17 protein-coding genes are annotated in these 18,061 nt (G+C 72.2%); 9 read left to right on the top strand and 8 right to left on the bottom strand.

The window, feature by feature from the left end; genetic code table 11:
• Positions 1-365 precede the first annotated feature (365 nt).
• A complete protein-coding gene (locus O7602_RS06920; protein WP_281587385.1) occupies positions 366-1,769 on the bottom strand; it encodes an NYN domain-containing protein in 1,404 nt (467 codons plus the stop codon).
• Between the two features lie 126 nt (positions 1,770-1,895).
• Here O7602_RS06920 and O7602_RS06915 point away from each other — a divergent pair, with 126 nt between their 5' ends.
• The 5 genes from O7602_RS06915 to O7602_RS06895 all read left to right on the top strand — a co-directional run bounded on the left by O7602_RS06915 (position 1,896) and on the right by O7602_RS06895 (position 7,516).
• On the top strand, positions 1,896-3,653 hold the full coding sequence (locus O7602_RS06915; protein ID WP_281587384.1) for a DEDD exonuclease domain-containing protein: 1,758 nt from the start codon (positions 1,896-1,898) through the stop codon (positions 3,651-3,653).
• A gap of 128 nt (positions 3,654-3,781) precedes the next feature.
• Entirely contained in the window at positions 3,782-5,569 is a 1,788-nt protein-coding gene (locus O7602_RS06910; RefSeq protein ID WP_281590171.1) for a RelA/SpoT family protein, read from the top strand.
• Positions 5,570-5,619: 50 nt separating this feature from the next.
• The gene (locus O7602_RS06905) at positions 5,620-6,156 is read left to right on the top strand and encodes an NUDIX domain-containing protein (protein ID WP_281587383.1); all 537 of its coding nucleotides are present in this window, start codon (positions 5,620-5,622) and stop codon (positions 6,154-6,156) included.
• 173 nt (positions 6,157-6,329) lie between these two features.
• Complete coding sequence (locus O7602_RS06900) at positions 6,330-7,178, top strand: sugar phosphate nucleotidyltransferase (RefSeq protein WP_281590169.1); 849 nt, start codon at positions 6,330-6,332, stop codon at positions 7,176-7,178.
• Between the two features lie 50 nt (positions 7,179-7,228).
• Positions 7,229-7,516 carry an Lrp/AsnC ligand binding domain-containing protein gene (locus O7602_RS06895; RefSeq protein ID WP_281587382.1) on the top strand — a complete coding sequence of 96 codons (288 nt, stop codon included), beginning with the start codon at positions 7,229-7,231 and terminating at the stop codon, positions 7,514-7,516.
• 62 nt (positions 7,517-7,578) lie between these two features.
• Here the strand turns inward: O7602_RS06895 and O7602_RS06890 are convergent, their stop codons facing one another.
• The 5 genes from O7602_RS06890 to O7602_RS06870 form a co-directional block, all read right to left on the bottom strand.
• Positions 7,579-8,253, bottom strand: a complete 675-nt coding sequence (locus O7602_RS06890; protein WP_281587381.1) for a DUF4142 domain-containing protein — start codon at positions 8,251-8,253, stop codon at positions 7,579-7,581.
• Positions 8,254-8,470: 217 nt separating this feature from the next.
• The gene (locus tag O7602_RS06885; protein ID WP_281587380.1) at positions 8,471-10,102 is read right to left on the bottom strand and encodes a cytochrome b N-terminal domain-containing protein; all 1,632 of its coding nucleotides are present in this window, start codon (positions 10,100-10,102) and stop codon (positions 8,471-8,473) included.
• A complete protein-coding gene (locus O7602_RS06880; RefSeq protein ID WP_281587379.1) occupies positions 10,099-11,187 on the bottom strand; it encodes a Rieske 2Fe-2S domain-containing protein in 1,089 nt (362 codons plus the stop codon). The genes O7602_RS06885 and O7602_RS06880 overlap by 4 nt, the downstream gene beginning before the upstream one ends.
• Before the next feature lie 67 nt (positions 11,188-11,254).
• Entirely contained in the window at positions 11,255-12,088 is an 834-nt protein-coding gene (locus O7602_RS06875) for a c-type cytochrome (RefSeq protein ID WP_281587378.1), read from the bottom strand.
• Between the two features lie 72 nt (positions 12,089-12,160).
• On the bottom strand, positions 12,161-12,760 hold the full coding sequence (locus tag O7602_RS06870) for a heme-copper oxidase subunit III (protein WP_091059316.1): 600 nt from the start codon (positions 12,758-12,760) through the stop codon (positions 12,161-12,163).
• Between the two features lie 126 nt (positions 12,761-12,886).
• Here O7602_RS06870 and O7602_RS06865 point away from each other — a divergent pair, with 126 nt between their 5' ends.
• The 4 genes from O7602_RS06865 to O7602_RS06850 all read left to right on the top strand — a co-directional run bounded on the left by O7602_RS06865 (position 12,887) and on the right by O7602_RS06850 (position 15,738).
• On the top strand, positions 12,887-13,831 hold the full coding sequence (locus O7602_RS06865; protein WP_281590167.1) for a cytochrome c oxidase assembly protein: 945 nt from the start codon (positions 12,887-12,889) through the stop codon (positions 13,829-13,831).
• Positions 13,832-13,884: 53 nt separating this feature from the next.
• Positions 13,885-14,283: a hypothetical protein gene (locus O7602_RS06860; protein ID WP_281587377.1), complete on the top strand. Its 399-nt coding sequence runs from the start codon at positions 13,885-13,887 to the stop codon at positions 14,281-14,283.
• Positions 14,284-14,374: 91 nt separating this feature from the next.
• Positions 14,375-15,421, top strand: a complete 1,047-nt coding sequence (trpD, locus tag O7602_RS06855) for an anthranilate phosphoribosyltransferase (protein WP_281587376.1) — start codon at positions 14,375-14,377, stop codon at positions 15,419-15,421.
• Positions 15,422-15,540: 119 nt separating this feature from the next.
• On the top strand, positions 15,541-15,738 hold the full coding sequence (locus tag O7602_RS06850; RefSeq protein WP_281587375.1) for a hypothetical protein: 198 nt from the start codon (positions 15,541-15,543) through the stop codon (positions 15,736-15,738).
• 760 nt (positions 15,739-16,498) lie between these two features.
• On the opposite strand, the gene O7602_RS06845 is transcribed toward O7602_RS06850, so the two are convergent.
• Both O7602_RS06845 and coxB read right to left on the bottom strand, forming a co-directional pair.
• Positions 16,499-16,924, bottom strand: a complete 426-nt coding sequence (locus O7602_RS06845) for a cytochrome c oxidase subunit 4 (protein ID WP_281587374.1) — start codon at positions 16,922-16,924, stop codon at positions 16,499-16,501.
• Between the two features lie 10 nt (positions 16,925-16,934).
• Positions 16,935-17,903 carry a cytochrome c oxidase subunit II gene (gene coxB, locus O7602_RS06840; RefSeq protein ID WP_281587373.1) on the bottom strand — a complete coding sequence of 323 codons (969 nt, stop codon included), beginning with the start codon at positions 17,901-17,903 and terminating at the stop codon, positions 16,935-16,937.
• Between the last annotated feature and the right edge of the window lie 158 nt (positions 17,904-18,061).

Raw genomic sequence — 18,061 nt, 5'->3', positions numbered from 1 at the left:
AAGAGACCACCACCGTCGGTCACCGAAAGGCTAAGCGCGGGGTACGACAGAACCGGACAACGAGGCAGCAGCCACCAGGAAAACGATCATCCAGTCACCACTGCGCCGAAGTGGCGCGATCAGACCGCCCTCGACCCCGCCACTTCGCCGAGATGGAGTCGATCACGGGCCACGCGACAACCCAGCCACGCGACGCGCACCGACCCGAAGTCGAACACGCGCCACACGTCAACCCAGGGCTCCCCGTTTGCGGCCGGGTCGCCGTCTGAATCTTGGTCGGAGCGGCCCTCAGAGGGGCGGTCTCGTACCAAGATCCAAGGCGCGTGAGAACGCGAGCGTGCGACGGCCCGGTGAGGCGACGTGGGTCAGGACCGGGCTAGCCGCCGCACCAGGGAGTCGGCGCCGAGCGGGTACGCGCCGTGCCGGCGTACCCCGTCGGCGACCTCGCGGTCGGACGAGACCACCACCACCGGCCGGCCGGCCGGCTCGGCGCGGACCAGCCGGCGGATCAGCTCGTCGGCGGTCTCGCCCTTGCGGGAGAAGAGCACCCGTACGCCGCGCGGCGCCGGCGGCAGCCCGTGGATCCGCTCGGCGCCGTCGAAGACCACGGTCACCTCGTCCCCGGTCTGCGCGGCGATCCCGCCCAGCCCGGTGATCAACCGCTTGCGCTGCTGTTCCAGCGACATCTCGCCGAAGCCACGTTTGGTGACGTTGTAGCCGTCCACCACCAGGTGCGCCCGGGGCAGGGCGAGGAGCTGGTCCAGCCGGGCCGGGTCGTCGGTGTCGCGGGCCCGCGTCGACGCGCCGGCCGGCGCGACCCCCGGCTGGTCGGCGTAGGCGTCGGCGACGAAGTCCGCCGGGAGCGTGTCCACCGGGTCCAGGGCCAGCTCCCGGCGCAGCCCGACGGCCGCCTGGCCGATCGTCTCCAGCAGCAGCCACAGCCGGGCGTCGTCGACCGAACGGGCCTCCTTGGCGCTGGCCCGGGCCACCCCGGCCGCGGCCTCCGCCTCGGCCAGCCGGGCCCGGGCGCGGCGCAGCTCGGCGTCCGCGTCGGCCGCCGCGCGGGCCGCCCGGCCCCGCTCGGTGGCAAGCATCTCGGTGGCCTTGCGCTCCCGGGCCTGGGTCTCCCGCAGGGTACGGGCCAACTGGCGGGCCTCCTCGCGGAGCTGCCCCAACTCCTCGCGGACCCGGGCCAGCTCGTCGCGGAGTTTCTCGGCCTCGACCCGGGCCACCGCCCGGTCGTGCTCGGCCCGGCCGGCCCGCTGTTCGGCCTCCCGGACCAGCTCGGCCACGACCGCGCTGTCCGCCTCGGCCCGCACCGCCGCGCCGCTGGCCTCGATCAGCTCCCGCCAGCCCCGCGGCCGGGCCAGGTAGGCGAGGGCGGCCACCTCGACCGGGTCGGCGGCGGCCGGCGCGGTGCCCTCCACCACCGCCGCCCCGAGGTCGCCGGCGTCGGCGAGCACCCGGGCGGTGACCCGCTGCCGGAACAGCGGATCGGCGGTGAGCTGGGCGGCGATCACCGGGGCGCCGAGCCGGGCGCGACGGTTCGGCGCGAACTTGGCGATCCGCCGCAGCGGCACCGGCACCTCGTCGGCGGGCAGCCCGGGCAGCACGGCCGCGGTCAGTGCGACGATCCGCTGCCGGACCGGCTCGGGGAGGGTGGGCTCGGGCTCGGGCTCGACCGTCGACGCATCCGCACCGGCCTCGGGCACGCCGGCCACCGGCTCCGCCACGGAGGAGCGGTCGTCGTGCGGCTCGGCGAGGGGCATGTGGCAAGTCTCCCACCCCGAACGGGCCCACCGCCCGGTGAGTGAGCCGATCTCTCATCGTACCCCCGTGGTAACGGTGGGGCGGCAGTGACGGGAGTGTCGGACCGTGCCGTTACCGTCCCGCGGGTGACGGGTGCGGAGTACGTCCAGGAGGCGCTGGCCGGGCTGGACCGGGAGGCGGGCGGCGGGGTCGATCCCGCGCTGCCGCTCTACGCGACCACCTTCGTGGTGGTCGACCTGGAGACCACGGGCGGCGCGCCGGACGGCGGCGGGATCACCGAGATCGGCGCCGTGAAGGTCCGCGGCGGCGAGGAGCTGGGCGTGCTCGCCACGCTCGTCAACCCGGGCGTGCCGATCCCGCCGTTCATCACCGTGCTGACCGGGATCACCCAGGCCATGCTGCTGCCGGCCCCGCCGATCGAGCAGGTGCTGCCGAGCTTCCTGGAGTTCCTCACCGACGCCGTGCTCGTCGCCCACAACGCCCCCTACGACGTGGGCTTCCTCAAGGCCGCCTGCGCCCGGCACGGCTACCGCTGGCCCAGTCCGCGGGTGCTGGACACCGCCGCGCTGGCCCGGCGGGTGCTCACCCGCGACGAGGTGCCCAACCGCAAGCTGGGCACGCTCGCCGCCTACTTCCGCACCGCCGTCCAGCCCACCCACCGGGCGCTCGACGACGCCAAGGCCACCGTCGACGTGCTGCACGGGTTGATCGGCCGGCTGGGCGGGCACCGGGTCGACACCGTCGGCGAGGCGATCGAGTTCGCCCGCGCGGTCACCCCGACCCAGCGCCGCAAGCGGCACCTCGCCGACGGGCTGCCGAAGGTTCCGGGCGTCTACATCTTCCGGGCCGCCGACGACCGTCCGCTCTACGTCGGCACGTCCGTCGACATCGCCACCCGGGTACGCAGCTACTTCACCGCCGCCGAGAAGCGGGCCCGGATCTCCGAGATGCTCGCCGCCGCCGAGCGGGTGGAGGCGGTCGAGTGCGCCCACTCGTTGGAGGCCGAGGTCCGCGAGCTGCGGCTGATCGCCGCGCACGCCCCGCCGTACAATCGCCGGTCGAAATATCCGGAGCGCCAGGTCTGGCTGAAGCTCACCGACGAGGCGTACCCCCGGTTGTCGGTCGTGCGTGACCTCGGGCCCACCGACGCGGCCTACCTCGGCCCGTTCCGCTCGAAGCAGGCCGCCGAGCTGGCCGCCGCCGGCTTCCACGACGCGGTGCCGCTGCGGCAGTGCACCCACCGGCTCTCCCGCCGCACCACCATGCCGGCCTGCGCGCTGGCCGAGCTGGGTCGCTGCCCGGCGCCCTGCGAGCACCGGATCACCCCGGAGGAGTACGACCGCCGGGCCGCCGCCCCGTTCCGCACCGCCACCCGGGACGATCCCGCCGTGGTGGTCGACGCCCTGCTCGCCCGGATCGAGGTGCTCGCCACCGCCCACCGCTACGAGGAGGCGGCGGTGGTCCGCGCCCGGCTGGCCGCGGTGCTGCGGGCGGCGGTCCGCATGCAGCGCCTGGCCGCGCTGACCGGGATCGCCGAGCTGGCCGCCGCCCGGCCGGCTGCCCGGGGCGGCTGGGAGCTGGCCCTGGTCCGGCACGGTCGGCTGGCCGGGGCCGGGGTGTCCCCGCCCGGTGTCCACCCGCGACCGACCATCACGGCGATCCGGGCCACCGCCGAGACCGTGCTGCCCGGGCACGGTCCGGTGCCGGCCGCCACCGCCGAGGAGACCGAACGGATCCTGTCCTGGTTGGAGCGCCCGGAGACCCGGTTGGTCGAGACGACCGCCGGCTGGGCCTCGCCGGTGGCCGGCGCGGGGCGTTTCCGCGACCTGCTGGCCAAGGCCGAGAACGGCGGATCCCACAAACTCTCGACCGAACGCTCATGACCAAGTGACCGATCGGACTACGTCCGCTCCCTTAGTCTGTTAAAGAAGTGCAGACCTGCCCGATTTCGCGGGCCTGCTCCCGGTCGCCGGCCCCGGCGACCGAGGGCCGGGGTGAGGAGGTGTCCCAGGTGGACGTCGACGCCGGACACGGCGCCGCCCTGGGCGGCTCCCTTCCGACCCAGGGAGAGCTGCCGCTCACCCGCCGGTTGCGCTCGCTGCTCACCTGGCCCACCGCCGACGGCGACCCGGTCACCGCCCTGGTCCGCGCGCACCGCGGCATCCACCCCAGCGCCGACGCCTCGGTGCTGCGCCGGGCGTACACGATCGCCGACAACATGCACCGTGGTCAGTTCCGCAAGAGCGGCGAGCCCTACATCACCCACCCGTTCGCGGTGGCACAGATCTGCGCCGACCTCGGCATGGACACCACCACCCTGGTCGCGGCGCTGCTGCACGACACGGTGGAGGACACCCGCTACACCCTCCAGGCGCTCCAGGAGGACTTCGGCCGCGAGGTGGCCCACCTGGTCGACGGGGTGACCAAGTTCGACAAGGCGTTCTACGGCACGGCCGCCGAGGCGGAGACCGTCCGCAAGATGATCGTGGCGGCGGGCAAGGACGTACGGGTGCTCGTCATCAAGCTCGCCGACCGGCTGCACAACATGCGCACGCTCGGGGTTCGCTCCGCCGCCTCCCGCGAGCGGATCGCCCGCAAGACGCTTGAGGTGCTGGTCCCGCTCTGCGACCGGCTGGGCATCCAGACCCTCAAACGCGAGCTGGACGACGTGGTGCTGCTGCACCTGCGGCCCGAGGAGCACGCGCGGATCGCCCGGTTCGTGCACGACCGGCCGGGCTGGGACGCCTACCTGGCCGACGTGGTGGCCCGCACCCGGGTGGCGCTACGCCGCAGCCGGGTGGACGCCGAGGTCTCCCCCCGCCCCCGGCACCTCTACTCGATCTGGAAGGACACCGTCGCCGGCGACCACACCGCCCCCTTCGACCTGCCTCGCATCGCCATCGTGGTGGACGGCCCGCCGACCGACTGCTATGCCGCGCTCGGCGCCGTGCACGGGCTCTGGCGTCCGGTGCCGGGCCGCTTCAAGGACTTCATCGCCTCCCCGAAGAACAACCTCTACCGGTCGTTGCACACGAGCGTCTGCGGCCCGCAGGACCGTACGGTGGAGGTGCTGATCCGCACCACCGAGATGCACCGCTCCGCGGAGTACGGCGTGGCCGCGCACTACCGCTTCCCGGCGGCGGCGGACCGGGCCGCCGCCCGGGCGGACGAGTTGGCCTGGCTGCGCCGGGTGCTCGACTGGGAGCAGGGGACCGTCGACCCGACCCAGTTCATGGCGTCGCTGCGCTGCGACCTGGCCGAGGCGCAAATCCAGGTGGTCGCCGACGGCCGGCAGGTCGTGCTGCCGGCCGGCGCCACCCCGGTCGACCTCGCGTACGAGCTGGGCACCGAACGCGGCGACCATTGCCTCGCCGCCCGGATCAACGGCCGGTTGGCCCCGCTCTCCTCCGAGCTGGAGGAGGGCGACGTGGTGGAGATCTTCACCGAAAGCGACGCCGAGAGCGGCTTCGAGGCCGACGTGGCCCCGCGCGGGCCGCGCCGGGAGTGGCTGGGCTTCGTCAAGTCGCCGCACGCGCAGATGCAGATCAACAGGTGGTTCGCCGAGCACACCGAGCCGGGCATCTCGATCGCCGACAAGGTCCGCCTCGGCCGGGCCTCGATCGGCCTGGCGCTGCGTACGCACAACCGGGGCCTCGCCAGCGACCTGCCGCTGCTGCGGCTCTCCGAGGAGCTGGGTTATCCCGACCTGGAGACGCTGCTGGTGGCCGTCTTCGACCGCTCGGTCGAGCCCGACACGGTGGTCCGACAGCTGATCGACCTGGTCGACCATCGGCAGTGACACGAGGGGCATTCGCCCGCCCCGACCCGCCGGCCACTAGCCTGGACGGCATGATCCCCCGCGCGCGTGCCACCGGACGGGCCCTCGGCTACCGGGTTTTCTACCGGCTCCCGGTCCCGTTGCGGCGGCGGCTGGTCCGGCTGGCCGTCCCGAAGTACATCGTGGGCGCGGTCACGCTGGTCCGGGACACCGAGGCCGACGGCGCGGGTCGGATCCTGCTGCTGCGCCAGCCGCCCGGCTACAGCTGGACCCTGCCGGCCGGCCTGCTGCAACGCGGTGAGGCGCCGGTGGCCGGCGCCGCCCGGGAGTTGCACGAGGAGTCCGGCGTCCGGCTCTCCCCCGACCTGCTCCGGCCGGCCGTGCCGAACGCGGTGGTGCACGCCAAGGGCTGGGTCGACATGGTCTTCGAGGCGGAGGTGCCGGCGTCGCGCACCGAGCTGACGGTGGACGGGGCGGAGGTCCTCGAGGCCGCCTGGCACCCGTTGGACGACCTGCCCCGGCTCAGCCGCGCCACCGCCAACCTGCTCGCCCACTACGGCATCGGCCCGCGCGCCGGCGAGGTCCCGCCGACGCCGCCCGCCTCGTGACCACCCCGGCTGCGGACGACCGCGCCTCGAACGACCGCGCCTCCGACGGCCGCACGTCGGACGGCCGCGCGTCGGACGACCGCGCGTCGGACGGCCCGGCGCTGGACAGCCGGACGGCTGGTGGCCCCACAGCGGACGGCGGCGTGACCGAAGGCCCGGTGAGCAGCGGACCGTTGGCGGCCGTCGAGGTGTGCGCGGTGGTGCTGGCGGCCGGCGAGGGCACCCGGCTGCGCCCGCTGACCGAGCGGGTGCCGAAGGCGCTCTGCCCGGTCGCGAACGTGCCGCTGCTCGACCGGGCGCTGGCCCGACTGGCCGGGCTCGGGCTGACCGGCCCGGACCGGGTCGCGGTGAACGCCTGCCACCTGGGCGGTCAGGTGGTCGCCCGGGTCGGCGACCGGGCGCACCTGTCGGTCGAGCCCGGCGATCCGCTGGGCACCGCGGGCGGCGTGGGCCGGTTACGGGACTGGATCGCGGGGCGGGGCGTGCTTGTCGGCAACGCCGACGCGTACCTCGCCGATCCGGCGGCCCCGCCCGGTGCGGACGTGGCCGCGCTGCTCGACGGCTGGGACGGGCGGAGCGTACGCCTGCTCGGTCAGCCGGCGGACGACCCGGACGCCCCCGGCACCTTCGCCGGCCACCGCTTCGTCGGGTTCTCGCTGTTGCCCTGGCGGCTGGTCCGCGACCTGCCGCCGGAGTTCGGTGATCTGGTCCGGGCGGTGTGGCGGCCGGCGGAGGCGGCCGGCGCGCTGACCGTGGTCCCCTACCGGGGGACGTTCTACGACACCGGCACGCCGGCCGACTACCTGGCCGCGAACCTGCACGCCGCCGGGCCGGACGGGCTGGTCGACCCGGCTGCGACGGTGGACGGGCCGGTCACCCGCTCGGTGGTCGGCGCGGGCGCGCGGGTGCACGGCACGGTGGACCGGTCGGTGATCTGGCCGGGTGCGACGGTCGCCGCCGGGGAACGCCTCCACGGCGTGATCCGGGCCGGTGCCGACCTGACCGTCCCGGCCGCGCGGTGACCGCACCGCACTAGCATGGGCCTCGTCGCCGACGAACGGAGAAACGTCCCGTGATCACCGCGATCGTGCTGATCGACTGCGCCACCGACTCCATCCCCGAGGTGGCCGAGAACCTGGCCAACCTGCCCGGCGTCAGCGAGGTCTACTCGGTGGCCGGGCACGTCGACCTGATCGCCATGGTCCGGGTCCGCGAGTTCGAGCAGATTGCCCAGGTCATCGCCGGCAGCATCTCCAAGGTGCCCGGCGTGCTGAACACCGAGTCGCACATCGCGTTCCGCGCCTACTCGCAGCACGACCTGGAGGCGGCGTTCGCGATCGGGCTCGAAAACACCGACTGACGCGCGGGTGGCCGGCCCGCCCGGGTGCGGGCGGACCGGCCACCGTCGGCCGTCGCGGCTGGTCAGCTCTGCGCGGGCGCCGGGGTCTCCGTGGTGCCCGGAGCGGGCTCCTCGGTCCCGGTGCCGCCCGGAGCCGGCGACTCGGTGCCGCCCGTTCCCGGCGACTCGGTGCCGCCCGGGCTGGGCGTGCCGCTGCCGCTGGTCTGCGGCACCGGGACGCCCAGGGTCTGGGCCAGGGCCACCAGCGCGTCGTAGTGCGCCTGGAGGACCGGCAGCGCGTCCTGGGCGATCTGCACCACGGACTGCTCGGAGCCCTGTGAGATCTCGGTCTGGGTGGCCTGGATCGCCTGGACGTGGCCGGCGAGCTGGGCGGTCACCCACGCCTTGTCGAACTGGGCCCCGTTGAGGCCGTTCAGCTTGTCGAGGACCTTCTGCTGGTCGGCCGTCGGGTCCGCCGGCAACTGCACGTTGAGCTGCTGGGCGGTCGACTTCACGGTCTGGTCCAGCTGGGTGTGGTCCGTGACGAACATCTTGCCCAGGTCCTTGACCTGCTGGTTGTGGCCCTTCTGCTGGGCCAGGTTACCGGCGGTGATCTCGAACAGGTTGACCTGGTGCAACGCCTGCAGATACTGGGTGTCCTGCGTCGACGGCTGCGCCGCCGCCTGCGTCGCCGCGGCCGGCGCCAGTCCCACCACCACCAGCGCGGCCAGCAGGCCCAGGCGTTTGATTCCCCACATGCGTTCCTCCCCCATGAGACGTCGGACCGCACGGATACCCGGCTGACCGGGGTTATTCCTGCGATTCCACCCGTCTGGGTCGGGGGCGGTGAGTGTTAAGCGGGGGCCCCGCCACCTCCGAAAGCGTTAAGCGGGGCCCCCGCCTTAACGGCTGGGCGGAAATGAGCGTGGCGCCCACCGGATCCCCCGGCGGGCGCCACGTCCGTTTCCGCGTGCGTCAGCGTCGGCCCTCGCCGCTGCTGATCTGCTCCCGCTCTCCGCGGGGCTCCACCGGGGGGTGACCCGGCGAGACGGGCGCCTCGGCCGGCTTCTCGATCGGGTAGAAGAAGCCCCGGATCGCCGGCCCGAGGGCACCGAGCCGGTTCATCTTCTTCGGCACCACCCAGCCGGCGTAGTCGAGCGCCGGCGCGTGGCCGTCGTGCCCGTCGGCCGACGTGAGCGGCTGGTGGACCTCGACGAACCGGCCGTCGGGCAGCCGCTTGATGATGCCGGTCTCCACGCCGTGGGCCAGCACCTCCCGGTCGTGCTGCTGGAGACCCAGGCAGAGCCGGTAGGTGACGTAGTAGGCAAGCGGCGGGATCACCAGCAGGCCCACCCGCCCGGCCCACGTCATCGCGTTCAAACTGATGTGGAACTTGTCGGCGATCACGTCGTTGGCGCCGGAGAGCGTCAACACCACGTAGAAGGCGACCGCCATGGCGCCGACCGCGGTCCGTGCCGGCACGTCCCGGGGCCGCTGGAGCAGGTTGTGGTGCCGGTAGTCCTTGAGGCGGCGTGCCTCCAGGAACGGGTACATCGTCGACAGGCCCACCAGGATGCCCGGGAGCACGACCGTCGGCCAGAACAACGGCGGGATGACGTACCCGTCGCCGATCGGAATGCTGATCTCCCAACCCGGCATGAGTCGGGTCGAGCCGTCGAGGAACATGACGTACCAGTCGGGCTGGCTGGCCGCCGAGACCACCCACGCCTCGTACGGGCCGAAGTACCAGATCGGGTTGATCTGGAAGAGACCGCCCATCAGCGCGACCACGCCGAAGACGACCATGAAGAAGCCGCCCTGCTTGAGCGCGTAGCGCGGGAACATCCGCTCGCCGACCACGTTGTCGTTGGTCCGGCCGGGGCCGGGCCACTGGGTGTGCTTCTGCTTGAACACCAGGCCCAGGTGCACGCTGATCAGCGCCACCAGCAGACCCGGGATGAGCAGCACGTGGGCGATGAAGAAGCGGCTGATGATGATCGTGCCGGGGAACTCCCCGCCGAAGATCGACGAGCTGACCCAGGAGCCGATCACCGGGATCGACAGGATGATGCCGGAGGCGATCCGCAGACCGGTGCCGGACAGGCCGTCGTCCGGCAGCGAGTAGCCGGTGAAGCCGGCCAGGAAGCCCACCCAGAACAGCAGCGAGCCGATGATCCAGTTGGCCTCACGCGGCTTGCGGAAGGCGCCGGTGAAGAAGATCCGGAGCATGTGCACCACGATCGCGGCCATGAACAGCAGCGCCGACCAGTGGTGCATCTGCCGCATGATCAGGCCACCCCGGACATCGAACGAGATGTCCAGGCTGGAGGCGTACGCGGCGGACATCGGGGTGCCCCGCAACGGCGCGTAGCTGCCGTCGTAGGTCACCTCGGTCATCGCCGGCTCGTAGAAGAAGGTCAGGAACACACCGGTCAGCAGCAGGATCACGAACGAGAAGAGCGCGATCTCGCCGAGCAGGAAGGACCAGTGGTCGGGGAAGACCTTGTTCAGCAGCCGGCGCAGCGGCGTGGCGACCTGGAACCGGTCGTCCACCGCCCCGGCGGTCTTGGCCGGCAGCGCGGCCGCATCGAACTTTCGGCGCTTCATGGCCGCTCCCAGAAGTCGGGACCGATGGTCTCGGTGTAGTCGGACCTCGCCACGAAGAAGCCCTCCTCGTCCACCTCGATCGGCAGCTGCGGCAGCGGCCGGTTCGCCGGGCCGAAGATCGGCTTGGCGTTGTCGGTGATGAGGAACTGGGACTGGTGGCAGGGGCAGAGCAGGCGGTTGGTCTGCTGCTCGTAGAGGCTCGCCGGGCATCCGGCGTGGGTGCAGATCTTGGAGTATGCGACGAAGTTGCCCCACATGAAGTCGCCGCGACCCTTGCGCTCGTTGGCGGCGCGCGACTTCTGCGCGTCGTCCTCGCGCAGGTGGATCAGCAGGGTCGGCGAGTCGGCGTGCTTGTTGCTGACCCCGCCCTCGATGCCCGGGAACACGGTGAGCTGGCCGCCGACGCTGACGTCCGCCGGGCGGATCGGCCGGCCGTCCTCGCGGATCAGCCGGATCTTCTCGCCGCCCTCGGCCGGCGCGAAGCCGGTGGTGAACATCTGGTTGTCCTTGTGCGGCTGCTCGATCAGACCGCCGATGAGCGGCGCCGCGGCGACCGCGCCGACCGGCGCGAGGCCGGCGAGCAGCGAGATGCCGAGCAGCGGACGACGCTTCACGCCGAGCTCGTCGGCCAGGTAGAGCATCGTCTCGCCGGTGATCTTGCGATCCTGCGGGTTGGCGGCCTGGTCGTGCCGGTCCTGGATCGAGACCTCCTTGGGCAGCAGCTTCTTGCCCCAGGTGAGGATGCCGAAGCCGATGCCGAGGAGAGCCAGGCCGAGGGTCAGGCCGAGCAGCGGGGTGTAGAGCTTGTCGCCGCCCCGGCCGGCCTCCCACTGCCACGGCCACCAGATGTAGATCACCAGGAAGGCGGTGGCGGCGACGCCGGTCAGCAGGAACATCAGGGCGACCGTACGGGTCAGCCGGCGCTCCGCCCGGCTGCCCGGGACCACCTGCTCCTCGTAGTGGACGATCTCGATGTCGTCCCGACGGGCGCCCTCCAGGACGACGTCGAACCGGGAGAGCCGGGGGTCGTTCACGTCGACCGGCTCCCGGCCCTGCGGGGCCTGGTGCTCGGTGTGGGTGCTCATGCCGTCACCTCGCTACGCGTGGCGCCGGTGGCCGGCACCAGGGCAATGATACAGATGTTCGGCCGGGTCACGACTTGCCCGCGATCCACAGGCTGGTGAAGACCAGCGCGACGATGCCGACCAGGAAGATCGCCAGGCCCTCGGTCGACGGGCCGTACCGGCCCAGGTTGAACCCGCCCTGGTCCTGGTCGCTCTTCAGCGTCTCCTGGATGTAGGCGATGATGTCCGCCTTCTCCTCCGGCGTGATCTGGTTGTCGCCGAACACCGGCATGTTCTGCGGGCCGCTCAGCATGGCGGCGTAGATCTGCCGGTCGCTTGCCGGCTTCAGGCTCGGCGCGTACTTGCCCGAGGAAAGGGCGCCGCCGCCGCCGCCGAACGCGTGGCACTGCGAGCAGTTGATCCGGAACAGCTCGCCGCCGGTGGACATGTTGGCGCCGTCACGCAGGTTGCCCGACGGCACCTGCGGGCCGCCGCCGAGCTCCTGGATGTACTGGCCGAGCTGGCGCACCTGCTCGTCGGTGAACTGCGGAGGCTTGCGCATGGCCTGGGCCTCCTGCCGGGCCATCGGCATGCGACCGCTGCCGACCTGGAACTCGACCGACGCCGACCCGACGCCGATCAGGCTCGGCCCCCTACCCTCGACGCCCTGGGCGTTGCGACCGTGACAGGTCACACAGCTCACGTCGAACAGCGCCTTGCCCTCGTTGGCGGCGGCGGTCAGGGGCGGGTTGTCCTGCGCCTGCACGCCCGGGGCGAAAACGGTGTAGGCGCCGCCGGCAAGCATCAGCGCGGCGGCCAGCCGGACCGCGGCGCCCAGCCGGCGGCGGCCCCTGCTGCGCGCTACGGGCCGCCCGCGCAGTCGCGCGAGCAGACCGCGTCGGCGGTCGTTGTCAGAAGTCATGACCTGTGTCCTTAACCGGTTGGACCTTGTCTCAGGGGACGGAGCAGCGGCGCGGTTCGTGACGCGCCAAGATCACTGAAGCCAGTAGATCATGGCGTACAGCCCGATCCACACGACGTCGACGAAGTGCCAGTAGTAGGACACGACGATCGCCGAGGTGGCCTGGGCCGGGGTGAACCGGCCCATGGTGGTCCGGACCATGAAGATGATGAAGGCGATCAGACCGCCGGTCACGTGCAGACCGTGGAAGCCCGTGGTCAGGTAGAACATCGAGCCGTAACCGTCTTCGTTGATCTTGACGCCCTCGTGCACCAGGGTCCGGTACTCGTTCGCCTGGCCGAGCACGAAGATCAGACCCATCACGAAGGTGATCGTGAACCACCGGCGCAGGGCGTGGACGTCGCCCTTCTCGGCCGCGAAGACACCGAGCTGGCAGGTCACCGAGGAAAGCACGAGGATCACCGTGAAGGTGGTCGCGTACGGGATGTTCAGAACCTCGGTGTGCTTCTCCCACTGCTCCGGCGCCGCCGCGCGGATCGAGAAGTACATCGCGAACAGCGCCGCGAAGAACATGAGTTCGCTGGAGAGCCAGACGATCGTCCCGACGCTGACCATGTTGGGCCGCGTCAGAGAATGGATCCGGCTCTTGTCAATGGCTGGGGCCGCAGTCACGCGGTCATTATTGCCCTTGACCGGGACCGACGATCAGCGGGGTGGCAAACCCGCACCCACGGTGGCCCGATCGTGGTCGTCCGCTTCGCCTGACCTACGCTGAAAAGCGTGCTGCACGTCGATCAGATCCTGGCCGCCACCTCGGCGACCCTGGCCGCCGGAGGCGAGGCCGCCCCGCCGCCGTTCACCGTGGCCCGGGTGCTCACCGAGACGCGGCTGGAGAGCTGGCTCACCCTCGGCCTGGTGCTCGCCGCCGGGCTCTACCTCTACGGGGTGCACCGGCTGCGGCTGCGCGGCGACCGCTGGCCGGTGCTCCGCACGGTGGCGTTCCTCGGCCCTGGGCTGGGCGGCATCGCCCTGGTCACGGTCAGCGGGCTCGGCGCGTACGACACCGCACTGCTCTCCGTGCACATGGTGCAGCACATGGTGCTGGCCATGGTCGCGCCGATCTTCCTGGCCCTCGGCGCCCCGGTGACGCTGGCGCTGCGCACGCTGCCGGTGCGACCCCGCAAGCGGCTGCTCGCGGTCGTGCACAGCCGGGTGGCCCGGATCTACACCTTCCCGCTCGTGGCGTTCGCCATCTTCGTGGCGAACCCGTTCGTGCTCTACTTCACCAACCTCTACGAGTTCACCCTGCGGCACGAGTGGGCGCACGAGCTGGTGCACGCCCACTTCATCCTGACCGGCTGCGTCTTCTTCTGGCCGCTGCTCGGCCTGGACCCGCTACCCGGCCGCTGGCCCTACCCGGCCCGCGCGCTGCTCATGCTGCTGTCCGTGCCGTTCCACACCGTGCTCGGGCTCACCATCATGCAGAGCGCCACGCTGCTCGGCGGCGACTGGTACCCGTCGCTGAACCTGGCCTGGTCCGACCCCCGCAACGACCAGGTGGTCGCCGGTGGCATCCTCTGGGCCGGCGGCGAGTTCGTCAGCGTCACCATGCTCGCCGTGCTCGTGGTGCAGTGGATCAAACAGTCCGAGCGCGAGGCCCGCCGGCTCGACCGCGAGCTCGACCGCCAGGAGGCCCGCGAACGCGCTGCCGAGGCGAGCGCCGGGGCCGGGCCCACGGGCTGACTGTGACGACCGCTACGATCAGCGGGCAGCTACGAGGTGGGAGCCACGTCACGATGAGCGATCGTCTTTGCACCGTCCTGCTCTACAGCGACGACCCGAAGGTCCGGGACCGGATGCGGCTCGCCGTCGGCACCCGCCCGGCACCCGGCATCGAGATCGAGTTCGTCGAGGCCGCCGACTACGCCGGCTGCGTCCGGCTGGTCGACGACTACGAGATCGACCTGCTCCTGCTCGACGGTGAGGCGAGCCCCGGCGGCGGCATCGGCATCGCCCGGCAGATCAAGGACGACCGGGACGACGCGCCGCCGACCTGCGTCGTGCTGGCCCGCGCCGCCGACCGGTGGCTGGCCGCGTACGCCGAGGTCGACGCCACGCTGACCCACCCGCTGGACCCGGTGACCGCCGGCAGCACCGTGGCCGAGCTGCTGGGCCGCACCCACGCCGCGGCCTGATCCACCCCCGCGGCACCAATCCACTCGACGCCACGGCGACGCGGCCGTGGCGCGCCCCACTGCTTCACTCACGCCGCTCGGGAGGCCCGCCATGGGCGAACGGACCTGGCCGCTTCTGCTCAACGCGCTGCTGCGCGGCGAGGAGCTCTCCACCGCCGACACCGCCTGGGCGATGGGCGAGATCATGGCCGGCTCGGCCACCCCGGCCCAGATCGCCGGCTTCGTCGTGGCGTTGCGCACCAAAGGCGAGACACCGTCCGAGTTGGGCGGCCTGGTCGAGACGATGCTGACCCGCGCGGTGCCGGTGCGCCTGCCCGAGGACGTCCGCGCCACCGCGCTCGACGTGGTGGGCACCGGCGGGGACCTCGCCCACACGGTCAACATCTCCACCATGGCGGCGCTCGTGGCCGCCGGCGCCGGGGTACGCGTGGTCAAGCACGGCAACCGGGCCGCCTCCTCCTCCTGCGGCACCGCGGACGTGCTGGAGCAGCTCGGGGTGCCCCTCGACCTGACGCCGGAGCAGGTGGCCCGCTGCGTCACCGAGGCCGGCATCGGTTTCTGCTTCGCCGCCCGGTTCCACCCGGGCATGCGGCACACCGGCCCGGTACGGCGGGAGATCGGCATCCCCACGGCGTTCAACTTTCTCGGTCCGCTGACCAACCCGGCACGGCCCCGCGCGGCTGCGGTCGGCTGCTTCGACCGGCGGATGGCACCTGTGATGGCGGCCGTCTTCGCGGCCCGCGGCGACTCGGCGGTCGTGCTGCGCGGCGAGGACGGGCTGGACGAGTTCAGCACCGGCGCCCCGACCCGCGTCTGGGTCGCCCAGCAGGGCGCCGTCCGGGAGGTGCTGCTGGACGCGACGGAGCTCGGGGTGCCCCGGGCCACCCTGGCGGACCTGCGGGGCGGAGACGCGGTCCACAACGCCGACGTGGTCCGGCGGCTGCTGGCCGGCGAGACCGGCCCGGTGCGGGACGCCGTGCTGGTGAACGCCGCGGCGGCACTGGCGACCCAGGGTCCACTCGACGGTGACCTGCACGAGGCGCTGCGCGCCAACCTCGGCCGGGCCGCCGAGTCGGTCGACTCGGGTGCCGCCGCAGCCGTGCTGGACCGCTGGCTGGACGTCGCGCGCGCCGCCTGAACGGGTCCCTGTCATACCCGCGTGCCAAACTACAGGGGAGTAATTTTCCGCTTTCGGTCGATGGTTCTGTTGGGGCGATGGCTCCCCGCCTCGGCCGGCCGGAGCGAGAGGAGACGCCCGTGTCGGACCGCGAACTCTACTGCGACAGCTGTGAGGGCGTCGTGCTGTTCGAGACGCCGTTCTGCGGCGACGGGCACGGCGCCGACTGCCCCGAGCTGGTGTGCACGGGCTGCGGGGCGGCCATGCTGGTCGCCATGATCGCGTTCCGCCCGGCCCGCCGGCGCGCGCCACGCCCCTCTCACCGCCACGCCGCCTGACCCACCCCGCCACCCCGCCGCACCCGCCGGTCGACGCCGCAGCCTGGCCCTCCCCCACCGCCACGCCGCCGGACCGGCGACCGACCGCCGGGCAGGGCGAGCGACCGCAATCCGGGCAGGTCCGTCCGGAGGCGGGCGCTCCCTCTCCCCGAGCGGACGGCCGACAAGCGCAGACAGCGGGCTGATGCCGCCGAGCAGAGCGCGGTCTCCACCGGCGCAGCACAGGCTCCGCCCGCGCTCACTCCCCACCCGGGACCACTCTCCAAGATGCACGTCCCGCCTACCGAGAACCCGCGTAGATCTTGGTACGAAACGGCCCCTGGAGGGGCCGTTTCGTACCAAGATCTCTGATCGACGCCGACCCCTCGCGTCGAATCCGATCCGTCCACCCGGTGCATCGCCCCACCGTTGTCGACCCCGCGCCACCCCTGGTGGCTCCAGGCCGACGGCCAAGAGGTCGCGCCGCTACCGACGACCGACCTCGCAGTCGGCAACCCGTGACCAGGCGACGGGCGCCGAGCAGAGGACGGTAGGCCGCGGATCGATGACCAGGCCCGTCGATCATGAGGTTGGCGGCATCGGTTGTCCGGATTGTCGCCGCCAACCTCATGATCAACGGGGGCAGGCGCGCCCGGGGAAGGATAGGGGCTGGGGGGAGGCAGCCGCGTGGGCGGGGGGGGGGTGGGGCAAGAGGGGGGAGGGGAAGCGGCAGGCCCGCGGCCCCGGTGGGGGACGCGGGCCTGCGACGGTCGGAGAGGGGTCAGTGCTCGGCGGTGCGGCGGGTGCCGGAGTAGTACTCGAAGAGGAGCCCGCACGCGGCGAAGACCACCGCTACCAGGCCCAGCCCCAGCAGCCAGAACTGCCAGAACACGAGCCCCAGGCCGGCGATCGCGGCGGCCAGGGCCAGGCCGAACGGCCAGTAGCTGCCCGGGCTGAAGAAGCCGATCTCACCGGCGCCGTCGGCGATCTCGCCGTCCGGCCGGTCTTCCGGACGCAGGTCGATCCGGCGGGAGACGAACCAGAAGAAGCCGCCGCACATCGCGCACAGCAGGAAGGACAGCAGCAGGGCGACGGTGCCGACCCACTCGACGTTGCCGCCCTCGCCGTGCGTCCACGCGCCGTAGAGGATGGTGGCGCCGAGGAGGAACCCGGCGATGGTCAGAAAGATCTTCCACTCGGTCTTCATGCCGGACCCCTCAGCTTCCCGCGCCGGCCGTCGCGTCGGACGGGTTGAAGTTGGCGGTGTTGCGCCGCGTGTCGAAGGGCTTCGTGGTGGTGGCGTACTCGTCCACGCCGATCGCCTTGAGCGCGTCCTGGGTCGAGCTGCCGCCCTTCTTGGCGGCCAGGAACTGCTCGTACTTGTCCGGCGAGACGACCCGCAGCTCGAAGTTCATGAACGCGTGGTAGCTGCCGCACAGCTCGGCGCAGCGGCCGACGAACGCGCCCTCCTGGTCGATGCTGGAGACCTCGAAGGAGTTCCGGATGTTGCCCGGCATCACGTCGCGCTTGAACAGCAGCTCCGGCACCCAGAACGAGTGGATGACGTCGCGGCTCTGCTCCTCGAACCGGATCGACCGGCCGCTCGGCAGCACCAGCACCGGGATGACCTCGCTGGTGCCCAGCACCGAGGCGACGGTGTTGGCGTCGCGGCCCTGTCCGTCGCGGTAGTTGAACTGCCAGTTCCACTTGAAGGCGACGACCTCGACGGTGACGTCGGGGTTCTTCGACTCGTTCACCACATCGGTCTGCACGACCGCCGTGTAGTAGAAGAGCACGGAGACCACGAGGATCGGCGCGATGGTGTAGAGGAACTCCATCGGCAGGTTGTAACGGGTCTGCACCGGCAGCTCGTTGCCGCGCTTGCGGTAGCGGATCACGCACCAGAAGATCAGGCCCCAGACGAACACGCCGACCGCGAGCGCCGCGATGCAGGAGGCGATCCACAGGTCGTACATCCGGTTCGACTCGGGCGTGATGCCACCCTGCGGCCAGCCGAAGCCGCCGAAGGTCTTGCCGACGTCACAGCCGGTGAGCGCGACAAGCAGCGCCGCTCCGCCGAGACCGAGCCCGGCGATCCGCCCAGCACCACGCCGACGCCCACCGGCCCCCGGGGAAGCGCTGTGCCGTACGGCCGACGGCCGTACCTCCGAACTCCTTGCGACCACCTGGTCCTGCCTCCCTAGCGCGCCGCGGCGGTTGTTTCCCTGACACCGACGGCAAAGGCGTCACCGACGGTCGCAGATTACTCGACCATGACCGGCCTGACCGTGTTGGGGTCACTGTCCGCCCCCATCGGGGGATCTTGGGCGTACCCGGGCGATAG

Origin of the sequence: Micromonospora sp. WMMD1128 (genome assembly GCF_027497235.1) — a bacterium.
In the GTDB taxonomy this organism is placed as follows: Bacteria; Actinomycetota; Actinomycetes; order Mycobacteriales; family Micromonosporaceae; genus Micromonospora.
This window is presented reverse-complemented; position numbering and strand designations above follow the sequence as displayed.

Bases quoted from the DNA above. Each gene is read 5' to 3' on its own strand.
- O7602_RS06920 (WP_281587385.1), bottom strand. From the start codon at position 1,769: ATGCCCCTCGCCGAGCCGCACGACGACCGCTCCTCCGTGGCGGAGCCG.
- O7602_RS06905 (WP_281587383.1), top strand. From the start codon at position 5,620: ATGATCCCCCGCGCGCGTGCCACCGGACGGGCCCTCGGCTACCGGGTT.
- O7602_RS06890 (WP_281587381.1), bottom strand. From the start codon at position 8,253: ATGTGGGGAATCAAACGCCTGGGCCTGCTGGCCGCGCTGGTGGTGGTG.
- O7602_RS06885 (WP_281587380.1), bottom strand. From the start codon at position 10,102: ATGAAGCGCCGAAAGTTCGATGCGGCCGCGCTGCCGGCCAAGACCGCC.
- O7602_RS06880 (WP_281587379.1), bottom strand. From the start codon at position 11,187: ATGAGCACCCACACCGAGCACCAGGCCCCGCAGGGCCGGGAGCCGGTC.
- O7602_RS06875 (WP_281587378.1), bottom strand. From the start codon at position 12,088: ATGACTTCTGACAACGACCGCCGACGCGGTCTGCTCGCGCGACTGCGC.
- O7602_RS06860 (WP_281587377.1), top strand. From the start codon at position 13,885: ATGAGCGATCGTCTTTGCACCGTCCTGCTCTACAGCGACGACCCGAAG.
- trpD (WP_281587376.1), top strand. From the start codon at position 14,375: ATGGGCGAACGGACCTGGCCGCTTCTGCTCAACGCGCTGCTGCGCGGC.
- O7602_RS06845 (WP_281587374.1), bottom strand. From the start codon at position 16,924: ATGAAGACCGAGTGGAAGATCTTTCTGACCATCGCCGGGTTCCTCCTC.